Genomic DNA, 12294 nt, shown 5'->3' with positions numbered 1-12294 from the left:
GGTGACCGGCTCGGACCTGCGCAGGACGCTCGGCACCGCGGACGCGACGGCGATCGGCATCGCCTCGATGCTCGGGGCCGGCGTCTTCGTCGTCTGGGGGCCCGCAGTGACGGCCTCCGGAGGCTGGCTCCTCCTGTCGCTCGGGCTGGCGGCGTTTGTCGCGCTGTGCAACGCCACCAGTTCGGCGCAACTCGCGGCCGAGTATCCGGCCGCCGGCGGAACCTACGTCTACGGGCGGGAGCGACTCGGCGCCTGGCCCGGCTTCCTGGCCGGCTGGAGCTTCCTGATCGGAAAGACAGCCTCCTGTGCCGCGATGGCCATGGCGTTCGCGGCGTACACGGTGCCGGAGGCGTGGCAGCGGCCGACGGCGATCGTGACGGTGTGGGCGCTGGTGGGCATCAACTGCCTCGGGGTCACCCGGACGGCGCTCCTCGCGAAGATCCTCGCGGCGACGGCGCTGGCGGGCATCGTCGTTGCCCTCGGTGTCGGGTGGTCCTCCGGGCCGGGGCGTCGTTCGGTTGGCTCGGCGACGCCGCGGGCACCCCGTACGGCGTCCTGCAGGCGGCGGGGCTGCTGTTCTTCGCGTTCGCCGGGTACGCGCGCATCGCGACGATGGGGGAGGAGGTCCGCGACCCGGCCCGCAGCATCCCCCGCGCCATCCTCCTCGCGCTGGGCTCGGTGCTCGCGCTGTACGCGGTGGTGGGGTCAGCCTGCTCCTGCTGCTGGGGCCGGCGGCGCTGGCGGCCTCGCCCGCTCCGCTTGCGCTGCTGGCCGCCGACCGACCCGCGGCCTTGGTTGTGGTCGCCGTCGCGGCGGCGGCCGCCACCGGGGGCGCCCTGCTCGCCCTGATGACGGGCGTCGGCCGCACCTGGCTCGCCATGGCCCGCGGGGCGACCTGCCCCGCTGGTTCGCCGCCACCCATCCCCGCACCCTGGTCCCGCACCGCGCCGAGATCGCCCTCGGGTTGGTGCTGACGGGCATCCTGCTGGTCGCGGACCTGCGCGGCGCCATCGGCTTCTCCTCCTTCGCGGTGCTGCTCTACTACCTCGTCGCCAACGTCGCGGCATTCACCCAGACGCGCCGCAGGTACCCGAGGGTGCTGCAGGTGCTCGGCGCCGTGCTGTGTGTCACCCTCGTGGTGACCCTTCCCTGGACCGCGGTCGTCGGCGGCCTCGTCCTGCTCGCGGTCGGCGTGCTCTGGCGGGCGATCGGCGCGCGTCGCCTCGGCTAGAATTCCCGCAGCACTTGTCGTCGAGCAGAGCGAGTTGAACGAGCCCCGTGTCCCAGACCCAATGGATTGAGGTCGGCATCGCGCTGGTGTGCGCCATCGGCGCGTCGCTCCTCGTGGCCGTCGAGACGGCCTCAGCGTCATCACGAAGTCCCGCGCCGAGCGGATGGTCGAGCAGGGGAGCGTGGCGCGGAGCGTGTGCAGCTGATAGCCCAGGATCCGGCACCGAGCATCAACGCCGTCATGTTCCTGCGGATGGCGCTCGAGACCGCCGCAATCGTGGTGACGTCCATCGTCCTGTTCACCCGCTTCGACGTCGACTGGACGCGTGCGCTCGTGACGATCGGCATCATGCTCGCGGTCTCGTTCATCATGTGGGGTGTCGCCCCCGCACGCTCGGACGGCAGAGTCCCGAGGGAACCCTGAGGCTCTTCGCGCCGATGATCGGTGCGCTCACCACCGTCCTCGGGCCCGTCGCCCAGCTGATGATCCTGCTCGGCAACGCGCTCACCCCGGCCGCGGCTACACCGACGGGCCGTTCGCCACCGAGGCCGAGCTGCGTGACCTCGTCGACATGGCGGAGGCCAACGAGCTCATCGAGGCCGGCGAGTCGAAGATGATCCACTCGGTCTTCGACCTGAGCGACACCATCGTCAAGGAGGTGATGGTCCCGCGCACCGACATGGTCTACATCCCGCGGACGAGGACGCTGCGGCAGCTCCTTTCGCTCGCTCTGCGCTCCGGGTTCTCCCGCATCCCGGTGGTGGGGGAGAATCTCGACGACGTGCTCGGCATCGTCTACCTGAAGGACGTCACCAAGCGGATCTACGACAATCCGGACGCCGAGCGCCGCGAGACGGTCGGGGAGTTGATGCGGCCCGCCGCGTTCTGCCCGACTCCAAGCCCGTCAGCGAGCTGCTGCACGATATGCAGGTGAGCCACACACACCTCGTGATGGTGGTCGACGAGTTCGGCGGCACGGCGGGCCTGGCCACCATCGAGGACATCCTCGAGGAGATCGTCGGCGAGATCGTCGACGAGTACGACCACGACGCGCCGGCCATCGCGGAGCTGGGTGAGGACGCTACCGCGTATCCTCCGGCTCCCGCTCGATGAGCTCGGTGCCCTGTTCCATCTCGACCTCGACGATGACGACGTCGAGACGGTCGGGGCCTGATGGCCAAGCAGCTGAACCTGGTGCCGATCCCCGGCTCGCGCACCGTCGTCGGTAACATCGAGCTGATCGCCGACCGTGCGATCGGACGACGCCACCAGATCGGGACCGTCCTGGTGCGGCAGCTCTCAGAGCACGAACTGGCCCATGAGGCCGACCATGAAGGTGAGGACGACGATGACTGAGGCTGGATTCCGTTCCGGATTCGCATGCTTCGTCGGCAGGCCCAACGCGGGCAAGTCGACGCTGACCAACGCGCTGGTGGGGCAGAAGATCGCCATCGCCTCGAGCAAACCCCAGACGACGCGGCATGTGGTGCGCGGCATCATCACCCGCGAGGACGGTCAGCTCATCCTGATCGACACCCCGGGCTGCACCGCCCACGGACGTTGCTCGGCCAACGGCTGAACGCCCTGGTGTTCGAGACATGGGGAGAGGTCGACGTGGTCGGTGTCTGCCTCCCGTGCGACCAGCGGATCGGGCCCGGCGACAAGTTCATCATCGGCGAGATCGCGAAACTCAGCCGCAAGCCCTCCTGGTGGCGCTCGCCACCAAGACCGACCTCGTCTCGAAGGAGCGGCAGCTGTCGCATCTGGTTGACATCTCCGAGGTTGCAGGGGAGATGGGCATCGAGTGGGCCGCTGTGGTGCCGTGCTCCGCGACCGCGGGCGAGAATGTCGAGACGGTGCGCGAGGAACTGGTGTCGCTCCTGCCCGAGGGACCCATGTACTACCCGACGGCGACGTGACGGACGAGCCGGAGGAGGCCCTGATCGCCGAGCTCATCAGGGAAGCGGCGCTCGAGGGGGTCCGCGACGAGCTGCCCCACTCCATCGCCGTGGTGATCGACGAGATCATCCCCCGTCCCGACCGGCCCGAGGACAAGCCCCTGTCCGATGTGTACGCCTCCATCGTGGTGGAACGCGAGTCCCAGAAGGGCATCATCATCGGCCACAAGGGCGCGAGACTGCGCGAAATCGGCACCACATCGCGCGAACAGATCAACCGCCTTCTCGGGACACGCGTCCACCTGAACCTGCATGTCAAGGTGCTGAAGGAGTGGCAGAAGGACCCCAAGTACCTCAACCGGTTGGGCTTCTGACCCGCTCAAACGCGCAGAGTTGATGAGTGGAACGGCCAACTCAGTAACTATTCGGTTACGAGATCTGTCGGATCTTCCCAAGCAATAGGTGTCGTTCCTAGTATTCCGGGCATCAGCCACAACGGCTGTCCTACCCGCTAGGAAGGAACCACACGTGAACAAGCGTGTCCTCAAGTTCGGCGCGCTGGCCGTCGCCAGTGTGTTTGCGCTCACCGCCTGTGGCGGAGGCTCCGGTACCCCTCGAGCGGCGCCACCACCGGTGGCGGCGATTCGACGGATCCGGCGAACCTCGAGACCACCATCAGCATCCTCGCCCCGTCCTACTCGGACAGCTCGGAGGCTGACTGGCAGAAACTCATCGACGAGTTCAAGAAGACCTACCCGAAGGTCGAGGTGAAGCTGCAGATCGAGGGCTGGGACGGTTTCTCCGAGAAGGTGTCCGCCCGCATCCAGGCCGGTGACTACCCCGACATCCTCAACGACAACGCCTTCGCCGGCTCGGCCGACGCGGACCTGCTCTACGACATCACCGAGGTGATGAGCGCCGACACCATCAGCGCCATCGAACCCTCGCTGCTCGCCAACGGCGTCGGCGCCGACGGCACCCAGTGGGCGGCCCCTGACATCGCAAGTGCCCGCATGCTCATCTACAACACCGACCTCTTCACGAAGGCAGGCATCACCGCGCCGCCGAAGACGTGGGCCGAGATGGAGGACGCGGCCAGGAAGCTCGTCGCGCTCGGTGACGGGGTCGTCGGCTACGGCATGCCGCTCGGCAAGGAGGAGGCCCAGGTCGAGTCGTCCCTGTGGCTGTGGGCGCCGGTGGCACCTGGGTCGACGGCGAGAAGCTCGTCGCCGACACCCCGGAGGCCGTCGAGGCCTTCGCCCAGATGAAGAAGTTCCACTCCGAGGGGCTCACCCAGCCCAAGCTCGAGGACAACCGACAAGATGTCGCCAACGTCATGCACGCCGGCAAGCTCGGCATGATCGTCGGTCACTCGCAGATCGTCCTGGACGCCGAGGCCAAGGGCGTCAAGGTCGCGCTGGCCCCGTGCCGGACAAGGACGGCGGCGACGGTGTCGCCACCGGCGTGACCGACTTCATCATCGCCTTCAACAACGACGACGCCGACCGCAAGACCGCGACCGGCGCGTTCCTCGATCTCATGTACTCCGATGCGATGTACGAGGGCTGGTACAAGGGAACCAAGTTGCTCCCCGTGACCACCTCGATGATCGAGAAGGCCAAGGCCGAGGCGACGACCGACAACGAGAAGGGCTTCCTCGAGGCGCTCTCCATCGTGAAGTTCCTCCCGGTCGGCAACTCGCAGTGGGATGCGCTGCAGACCGCCCTCCAGGGCAACGCCTACAAGGTCGGCACCGAGGACCCGGCGGAGCTGCTGGGGCAGATCCAGGCCCAGGTCGACGCTCAGAGCTGATCCGCTGACCGGTTGAGGTGACGGGAGGTGCACGCCCCGGCGTGCACCTCCCGTCCACGGCCGTCAACCCCCAGAAAGGTCCAACCCCTTGTCCATCAACGCCAACGCCGAAGCGGTGGCCTCCAGAAGGAAGTCCCGGATCGGTGAGACCGTGGCGGCCCTCCCATGGCTGCTGCCCACCATGATCCTGATCGCAGGCGTGGTGCTGTACCCCGCAGGCCTGATGGTCTACACCTCGTTCTTCAAGTACACGAAGCAGGGCATCCGTAAGGGCGACGCCCCGATCGGCCTCGACAACTACATCGGCCCTGCCGGTGCGCTCACCTTCCCTGGCGTGCCGGTCGGAAGGATCCTGCTGAACACCGTCGTGTGGGTCGTGGTCGTCGTCATCGTGACGGTGCTGCTCTCGCTGCTGCTCGCACAGTTCCTCAACAAGCCCTTCCGCGGGCGCAAGCTGCTGCGCCTGTTCATCATCCTGCCGTGGGCCTGCTCGGTCGTCATGACCGCCACCGTCTTCCGGTACGGCCTCCAGGAGAACGTGGGCCTGTTCAACCGGCTGCTGGTCGACACCGGCATCCTCGAGGTGGGGCGCGCCTGGACGAAGGACCCCACAAGTGCGTTCTGGATCGCGGTGTTCGTGGCGATCTACGTGTCGCTCCCGTTCACCACCTACACGATCCTCGCCGGCCTGCAGTCGGTCCCGGACGAGGTGCTGGAGGCCGCCCATGTGGACGGTGCCAATCCCGCGCAGCGCTACCTGCAGATCGTTCTTCCGCTGCTGAGGCCCGCCATCGCGACCGCCGCGCTGATCAACATCATCAACGTCTTCAACTCACTGCCCATCCTGCGGCTGCTCCAGGAGACTCCCGGATACCACACCGGCCACATCACCACGACGCTCATGTACGAGTACCAGCGCTCGCTGGGCCCGGGTGTGTCATCGGCGCTGTCCGTGCTGAACTTCCTGTTCTGCCTGGTGATCATCGCAATCTACCTCGCAGCGGTCCGCCCGACCAAGGAGGTGGACTGACATGGCGAAGCACCAGCAGGGCATCCACAGACGCCCCAACCCGTGGCTCGTCGCGCTCGGCTCGATCGCGATCGTGGCCTTCTTCGGTTTCCCGTACGCGCTGATGTTCATCACCTCGTTGAAGACGAGGCTCGAGGTCACCGACATCCCGCCGGTGTACTTCCCCGCCCAGCCGCAGTGGAGCAACTACATCTCGGTGTGGAGCTCTGAGGTCAACCCCGCCTCGTCGCTGCTGTCGACCGTCGTCATCGCCGGCGGCGCGACGCTGCTCGTGCTGCTCGTCGCGACGCCCGCCGCGTACTACGTGGCGCGGTTCCGGTTCCCGGGACGCCTCGTCTTCCTGCTGCTCGTGCTCATCACGCAGATGCTGCAGCCCACCGTGCTCGCCGTCGGCCTCTACCAGGAGTTCCGCGGCTGGCAGGGGTATGCGGTGTGGGGCGCGCTGATCCTCATCAATGGCGCGTTCAACCTGAGCTTCGCCATCTGGATCATGCAGGCGTTCTTCGCGTCGGTGCCGAAGGAGATCGACGAGGCGGCGCTCATCGACGGCCTCGGCCGCCTGCAGACCATGTTCAGGATCTCGCTGCCGCTCGTGTGGCCCGGGATCGTGACAGCGATCGTGTTCGTGTTCGTCAACTCGTGGAACGAGTATGCGGCGGCCCTGATCCTGGTCCAGACGCCCGATCTGCAGCCGCTGACGGTGTCAATGCCGCGCTTCCTGGGCCTCTACATCCAGGACTGGCAGTACCTGTTCGCCGTCGCGCTGATCGCCATCGTCCCGGTGATCATCCTGTTCGGCATCATCGAGAGACGCCTGATCGGCGGCCTGACCGCCGGCGCAGGCAAGTAGTCAGCACCCGGCGGTGGGGCGGCCCGAGGTTCCATGAACCTCCGGCCGCCCCACCGTCCGCCGCGGTGCCGGAAAAATCGGCCAGTAGCCGATTCTGGTCGGTCCGGTCGGAACTATCGGCCACTGACGGGGTGGTCGTCCCCGGCGGGCGTCCGTGGAAAAATCGGCCAGTAGCCGATTCTGGTCGGTCCGGGCGGAACTATCGGCCACTGACGGGTGGTCGTCCCCGGCGGGGCGTCCGGGGAAAATCGGCCAGTAGCCGATTCTGGTCGGTCCGGCCGGAACTATCGGCCACCCACCCTCTCGTCGCGACGTGGGCCCACCAGACGATCCGGACGGCTCCGGTTCTGAACCATCCGCATGGTCCACCATGCGGAAAGCCCTTGTCCCGGCCCGCGTGACGAGATAGTCTCACGCTCGTGGCATGGCGCAACCTCCTCCTTGGTCGCCGCAACGGGGCTCGATAATCATCAAGCCAGAACCCTCGTTGCGGTGCTTTCCCGTGTCTGGCGCAAGGCAGATCCCAGTCGAGGAGTATCAAGATGACCCAGTTCAACACCCGCCGCCAGATGGTTCCAGTGCAGCAGCCGACGCCGATGCCGGTGCACCGCTACACCCCGTTCGTCCCGTCGATGTGCCCGACCGAACCTGGCCCACGAAGCGCATCGACAAGGCGCCCCGCTGGCTTTCGACCGACCTGCGCGACGGCAACCAGGCCCTGATCGATCCGATGACGCCCGCCCGCAAGCTGCGGATGTTCGAACTGCTCGTATCGATGGGCTACAAGGAGATCGAGGTCGGCTTCCCGTCGGCGTCGCAGACCGACTTCGACTTCGTCCGCCAGCTGATCGAGGGCGACCGGATCCCCGACGACGTGACCATCTCCGTGCTGACCCAGGCCCGTGAGGACCTGATCGCACGGACGGCGGAGTCGCTGGTCGGCGCACGGCGCGGGACGATCCACATGTACAACGCGACCGCCGAGCTGTTCCGTCGGGTGGTCTTCCGGATCTCTCCGGAGGAGTGCATCGCGCTGGCCACCCGCGGCACCGAGACCGTGATGCGCTATGCGGACAAGTACCTCCCCGAGGTCGAGTTCGGCTACGAGTACTCGCCGGAGATCTTCACCCAGACCCCCACCGAGTTCGCCGTCGAGGTGTGCAACGCGGTCTCCGACGTGTGGCAGCCCGGTGAGGGCCGCGAGATCATCTTCAACCTGCCGGCCACCGTCGAACGGTCGACGCCCAACACCTACGCCGACCAGATCGAGTACTTCTCGCGACACGTGAAGAACCGTTCCCACGTCGCGGTGTCGCTACATCCGCACAACGACCGCGGCACCGCGGTCGCCGCGGCCGAGCTGGGGCAGATGGCAGGCGCCGACCGCGTCGAGGGCTGCCTGTTCGGGCACGGTGAACGCACCGGCAACGTCGACCTGGTGACCCTGGCGCTGAACCTGTACACGCAGGGCGTCGACCCGCACATCGACCTGTCTGACATCGACCACGTGCGGCGCACCGTCGAGTACTGCACCGGCCTGCCCGTCCACCCGCGCCACCCCTACGCCGGCGACCTGGTCTACACCGCGTTCTCCGGCTCGCACCAGGACGCCATCAAGAAGGGTCTGGAGCACCTGGAGCGGGTCGCCGAGGAGGCGGGCCGCACCGTCGCGGAGATGCCGTGGGAGGCTCCCTACCTGCCCATCGATCCCCATGACGTCGGCCGCACCTACGAGGCAGTCATCCGCGTCAACTCCCAGTCGGGTAAGGGCGGCATGGCCTACCTGATGAAGAACGAGTTCAAGATGGATCTGCCGCGTCGCCTGCAGATCGAGTTCAGCCGGGTGGTCCAGCAGCACAGCGACACCGCAGGCGGCGAGGTCACCCCGAAGGAGATCTACCGCATCTTCGAGGGCGAGTACCTGGGCGAGGGCCCGTGGGTGCTCGAGGCGGCCGGTTCGACGTCCAGCAACGGGCACTTCCGGGTCGACGCCACCATCGACGGCCCGATGCGCAAGGGTGTCCGGATCGACGGCGAGGGCAACGGCCCCGTCTCCGCGTTCGTGGACGCGCTGAGCCGTGAGGGCGCGCAGGTCCGGGTGCTCGACTATGCCGAGCATGCCCTGGAGGCCGGCGGCGACGCCACGGCCGCGGCCTACGTCGAGTGCGAGGTCGGTTCCGGCGACGACGCCCAGGTGATGTGGGGTGTCGGGATCGACCCGAGCATCACCAGCGCCTCCATGAAGGCGATCCTGAGCGCCCTGAACCGCGCGGCCCGCTGAGCCGGGCACGAGGTGGCCCCGACCGGACCGGTCAGGGCCACCTCCGGTTCCACCCCAGGGCGACCCGTCCCGACCGGCGGTGCCCGTCGGGTGGGGCCGCTAGGGTGGCGCCCATGCAGAGCCGACGCACCGCCACCCGCACGAGCCGCCGTGGCGCAGAAGGACGGCGTCGACGCCGCTGGCCGCGGGTCCTCGCGGTCCTGACGGTGCTGGCGCTGCTGGGCGGCGGTGCGCTGGTGCGAGGCACGTGGGAGGTGCGCAACACCCGCCTCAACGAGGCCCGGTTCGTGACCGACGAGCTGGTCTCCGAGTTGCGCGTCGTGCAGGTGACCGACTTCCACAACATTGCCCGACCCGCCCAGGTGCGTGACATCGTCGAGCTGGTGCGTGGGCCGAGCCCGACCTGATTGCCATCACGGGCGACCTCGTCAACACCACCAACCGCACCCTGGACCCCGCCCGCCGGCTGCTGGAGGGCCTCGCGGGCATCGGGGTGCCGAGCTACTTCGTCGACGGCAACCACGACCATTGGTCGGCCGACCATGCCCGCGTCCACGAACTCCTCGAGCGCTACGGCGTGACGATCCTCGACGACGCGTCCATCCCGTGACCGGCGCGTTCGGCGACCTGACGCTCATCGGCGTGGATGACTACTACACCGGCAACGGAGACCTTGCGGCCGCCGTGGACGGGGCACCGGAGGAGGGCTTCCGCCTGGTGGTCACCCATTCGCCCGAGATCCTCCCGAGCCTGGACAGGCACGGTATCGACTACGCGATGTGTGGCCACACCCACGGCGGCCAGATCCGGCTCCCGCTGGTCGGTGCCATCTACCAACCCGGTGGGCAGTGGTTCCCGCGGGTCAGCAAGGGTGCCTACACCGACGGCGACGCGACCCTCTACATCGACTCCGGGTCGGCGTCACCGGCCCACCGCTCCGGTTGTTCAACCAGTCCCAGGTGACGCTGCACAGCATCGGCCCCGATTCCTGAGCCCTCCACCGGACGGCGTTCCCCGGCGCCGCCGGTAGGGTGGTGCCCATGCCCAAGCTCACCGACCGCGTCTCCGGTGACGCCGACACCCTGTACGAACATTTCTCTGCGTGGGCCGTGGAGCAGGGAATCTCTCTCTACCCGCACCAGGACGAGGCCTCCATCGAGCTGTTCTCGGGCAACAACCTGATCCTCGCGACCCCACCGGGTCGGGCAAGTCGATGGTGGCGCTGGCCGCGCACTTCGCGGCGCTCGCCACCGACCGGGTCAGCTTCTACACCGCGCCCATCAAGGCGCTCGTCAGTGAGAAGTTCTTCTCCCTGTGCCAGGTCTTCGGCGCCGAGAACGTCGGAATGGTAACGGGCGACGCCTCCGTCAACGCCGACGCGCCCATCATCTGCTGCACCGCGGAGGTGCTCGCCAACATCGCCCTGCGCGAGGGCGAGGGGCCGACGTCGGCATGGTCATCGCCGACGAATTCCACTTCTACTCGGAGCCTGACCGCGGCTGGGCGTGGCAGGTGCCGTTGCTCGAACTTCCGCAGGCCCAGTTTCTCCTGATGAGCGCCACGCTCGGGGACGTGGAGGAGATGTCGCGGCAGCTCAGCGAACGCACCGGCCGGTCGACCAGCCTGATCGACGACGCAGAGCGTCCCGTACCGCTCGTGTTCGAGTGGTCGATGACCCGATCCAGGAGAAGGTCGTCGACCTCGTCCAGGAGATGAAGGCTCCGGTCTACATCGTCCACTTCACGCAGGCCGAGGCGCTGGAGCGGGCCCAGGGGATGCTGAGCGTCAACCTCATCACGCGCCATGACGCGGACCGCATCGCCGACGAGATCGGCGCCTTCCGCTTCGGGCCCGGCTTCGGGAAGATCCTGTCGGGGCTGGTGCGCCGCGGCATCGGGGTACACCACGCGGGCATGCTGCCGAAGTACCGACGCCTCGTGGAGCAGCTCGCGCAGACGGGGCTGCTGAAGGTGATCTGCGGCACCGACACCCTCGGCGTCGGCATCAACGTGCCCATCCGCACCGTGTTGTTCACCGGTCTCGCGAAGTACGACGGCACCCGCGTGCGCAAGCTCCGCTCCCGAGAGTTCCACCAGATCGCCGGGCGGGCCGGGAGGGCCGGCTTCGACACGGTCGGCTTCGTCGCCGTGCAGGCCCCGGAACATGTCATCGAGAACGAGCGCGCCCTCGCCAAGGCGGGCGATGACCCGAAGAAGCGCAGGAAGGTGGTGCGGCGCAAGCCGCCGGAGGGCTTCGTCGGCTGGACGGAGGAGGGCTACGAGAAGATCATCGTGGCCGAGCCGGAGAACCTGACCAGCCGGATGCAGGTCACCCACTCGATGATCCTCAACATCGCGCAGCGCCCGGGCAACAGCTACGAGGCGATGCGCCACCTCATCGACACCAGCCATGAGTCGCCCGATCGGCGCCGAGCCCTCAATCGGCATGCCCTCGCGCTGACCCGTGGCCTCCTGAACTCGGGCGTGCTGGTGAAGCTGCACGAACCGGACCCCACGGCGGCTGGTGCGTGATGTCCGATGCCATCGGAGACGACTTCGCCCTCAATCAGCCGCTCGCGCCGTTCGCCGTCGCGTCGCTCGAACTGCTCGACAGTGACTCGCCGACCTACCACCTCGACGTCGTGTCCATCATGGAGGCGGTGCTCGAAGATCCGTTCCAGGTGCTGCTCGGCCAGCAGTTCCAGGCGCGCGGCGAGGCCGTCGCACAGATGAAGGCCGACGGCGTCGAGTACGAGGAGCGGATGGAACTTCTCGAGAACGTCACCTGGCCGAAGCCGCACGCCGAGCTGCTCGAACACGCCATCGGCATCTACTCCCAGTCGCATCCGTGGGTGGATGCCTCGGCGTTGTCGCCCAAGGCGGTGGTGCGCGACATGTGGGAGCGCGCCATGAACTTCACGCAGTTCATCTCGTTCTACAAGCTGCAGCGCAGCGAGGGCACCGTGCTCAGGTATCTGTCAGACGCCTACCGCGTGCTCCGTCACACCGTGCCCGAGCACTTCCGCAACGAGAGCTTCGACGACCTCGTCGAGTGGCTGGGGAGACGGTGCGTCAGACCGACTCGTCCCTGCTCGACGAGTGGGAGGCGCTGACCGACCCGGACAAGGTGGCCGCGGCCGCCGAGCTCGCGGCGCAGGGGCCCCGCCGCCCCGCCGCGACCGGTCACCGGTAA

11 protein-coding genes and 5 pseudogenes are annotated in these 12294 nt (G+C 67.7%); all 16 read left to right on the top strand.

Annotation, left to right across the window (positions count from 1 at the left end; all coding sequences use genetic code 11):
• Window position 1: 1 nt before the first annotated feature.
• Window positions 2-481: pseudogene (locus G7085_RS29000) on the top strand (amino acid permease); the annotation flags it as partial.
• Window positions 382-849 (top strand): APC family permease, encoded by a 468-nt coding sequence (locus G7085_RS31780; protein WP_331715899.1) that lies wholly within the window; start codon window positions 382-384, stop codon window positions 847-849. The pseudogene G7085_RS29000 and the gene G7085_RS31780, both read left to right, overlap by 100 nt.
• Before the next feature lie 429 nt (window positions 850-1278).
• Window positions 1279-2587, top strand: a pseudogene (locus tag G7085_RS31775) (hemolysin family protein).
• Window positions 2550-3503 (top strand): annotated as a pseudogene (era, locus tag G7085_RS01400) (GTPase Era). The pseudogenes G7085_RS31775 and era overlap by 38 nt, the downstream one beginning before the upstream one ends.
• Before the next feature lie 216 nt (window positions 3504-3719).
• Entirely contained in the window at window positions 3720-4397 is a 678-nt protein-coding gene (locus G7085_RS01395) for an extracellular solute-binding protein (protein ID WP_197512690.1), read from the top strand.
• Window positions 4394-4597 (top strand): hypothetical protein, encoded by a 204-nt coding sequence (locus G7085_RS01390; RefSeq protein ID WP_197509735.1) that lies wholly within the window; start codon window positions 4394-4396, stop codon window positions 4595-4597. Before G7085_RS01395 ends, G7085_RS01390 begins: the two co-directional genes overlap by 4 nt.
• Window positions 4555-4941, top strand: a complete 387-nt coding sequence (locus G7085_RS01385; RefSeq protein ID WP_197509734.1) for an extracellular solute-binding protein — start codon at window positions 4555-4557, stop codon at window positions 4939-4941. Before G7085_RS01390 ends, G7085_RS01385 begins: the two co-directional genes overlap by 43 nt.
• Window positions 4942-5029: 88 nt before the next feature.
• Window positions 5030-5971 carry a carbohydrate ABC transporter permease gene (locus tag G7085_RS01380; RefSeq protein WP_197509733.1) on the top strand — a complete coding sequence of 314 codons (942 nt, stop codon included), beginning with the start codon at window positions 5030-5032 and terminating at the stop codon, window positions 5969-5971.
• Between the two features lies 1 nt (window position 5972).
• A complete protein-coding gene (locus tag G7085_RS01375; protein WP_197509732.1) occupies window positions 5973-6821 on the top strand; it encodes a carbohydrate ABC transporter permease in 849 nt (282 codons plus the stop codon).
• Between the two features lie 542 nt (window positions 6822-7363).
• Window positions 7364-9102 (top strand): annotated as a pseudogene (gene leuA, locus G7085_RS01370) (2-isopropylmalate synthase).
• Window positions 9103-9215: 113 nt separating this feature from the next.
• The gene (locus tag G7085_RS01365) at window positions 9216-9509 is read left to right on the top strand and encodes a hypothetical protein (RefSeq protein ID WP_197509731.1); all 294 of its coding nucleotides are present in this window, start codon (window positions 9216-9218) and stop codon (window positions 9507-9509) included.
• Window positions 9506-9712: a hypothetical protein gene (locus tag G7085_RS31770; protein WP_197512688.1), complete on the top strand. Its 207-nt coding sequence runs from the start codon at window positions 9506-9508 to the stop codon at window positions 9710-9712. Before G7085_RS01365 ends, G7085_RS31770 begins: the two co-directional genes overlap by 4 nt.
• On the top strand, window positions 9709-10065 hold the full coding sequence (locus G7085_RS01355; protein ID WP_197509730.1) for a metallophosphoesterase family protein: 357 nt from the start codon (window positions 9709-9711) through the stop codon (window positions 10063-10065). Before G7085_RS31770 ends, G7085_RS01355 begins: the two co-directional genes overlap by 4 nt.
• Before the next feature lie 250 nt (window positions 10066-10315).
• On the top strand, window positions 10316-10654 hold the full coding sequence (locus tag G7085_RS23130) for a hypothetical protein (RefSeq protein WP_231979104.1): 339 nt from the start codon (window positions 10316-10318) through the stop codon (window positions 10652-10654).
• Complete coding sequence (locus G7085_RS23125; RefSeq protein ID WP_231979103.1) at window positions 10654-10818, top strand: hypothetical protein; 165 nt, start codon at window positions 10654-10656, stop codon at window positions 10816-10818. The genes G7085_RS23130 and G7085_RS23125 overlap by 1 nt, the downstream gene beginning before the upstream one ends.
• A pseudogene (locus tag G7085_RS33765) lies at window positions 10815-12294 on the top strand (DUF3516 domain-containing protein). Before G7085_RS23125 ends, G7085_RS33765 begins: the two are co-directional and overlap by 4 nt.

The sequence above is a fragment of the Tessaracoccus coleopterorum genome, assembly GCF_011174705.1.
Lineage (GTDB): Bacteria > Actinomycetota > Actinomycetes > Propionibacteriales > Propionibacteriaceae > Arachnia > Arachnia coleopterorum.
The sequence above is the reverse complement of the archived record's forward strand: the minus strand, read 5'-3'. Positions and strand labels throughout refer to the sequence as shown.